This window comes from Nocardia alni, assembly GCF_019038435.1.
GTDB lineage: Bacteria > Actinomycetota > Actinomycetes > Mycobacteriales > Mycobacteriaceae > Nocardia > Nocardia alni.
This window is the reverse complement of record NZ_JAGPOX010000326.1, coordinates 1-668: the sequence shown is the minus strand read 5'-3', so window position 1 is coordinate 668 and position 668 is coordinate 1. Positions and strand designations below refer to the sequence as shown.

The window sequence follows — 668 nt, the reverse complement described above, 5'->3', positions numbered from 1 at the left end:
ATAAGAGACAGGAACGACCTCGACGGGATCATCGACTACATCGCCAAGGGGAACCCCACTCGTGCTGAGACTTTTGGCCAAGAGCTACGGGAAAAAGCACAGAAGCTTGCCGATCACCCAATGCTGGGGCGCTCAGGCCGACCAGGATTACAGAAGGGTGTACGGGAGCTGGTGGTTCACAAGAACTACATCGTGTTCTATCGATTGCTGCCCGACACCAGCACGGTGGAAATTCTGCGGCTGCTGCATGCCGCTCAACAAGTAGCTTGATGCAAAAAAAGAGCCCGAGACTGCGTCAACAGTCCGGGCTTTGGCCAAGTCCTGGGGAGGAAAGGATGACCATGACAGATCCTAGCAAAATCACACGAAAGCAGGGAGTGGCCGCAGCTGCTCGGAAACTGCCCACGAAGCGCGAGATCGAGCTGATCTCAGCCAGTGCTGACATCATGGGCCAGTCGCCGACTGGCAACGATTTCGCGTTCATGCACTCGGTCATGTGCCAGGTGGGTTTGCCTCGCGCGAAGGTAGATGGAGCGCACTTCATGCGCCAGTCGGGCGCGGCGTGGTTGACGGTACAAGCTGGCTTTCTCGATGAGGGCAATGGACCGGTTTTGCAGGTCGTGCCCTACGGCGCCATGCCTCGGTTGGCCCTTGCCTGGCTTTCAACC

2 protein-coding genes are annotated in these 668 nt (G+C 57.8%); both read left to right on the top strand.

What is annotated here, in order from left to right:
- Positions 1 to 270, top strand: a 270-nt coding sequence (locus tag JZ791_RS44160; protein WP_216903943.1) for a type II toxin-antitoxin system RelE/ParE family toxin, incomplete at its 5' end; no start/stop codon positions are given.
- A gap of 65 nt (positions 271 to 335) precedes the next feature.
- Positions 336 to 668: hypothetical protein (locus tag JZ791_RS44155; protein ID WP_216903941.1), on the top strand; the 333-nt coding region annotated here is incomplete at its 3' end.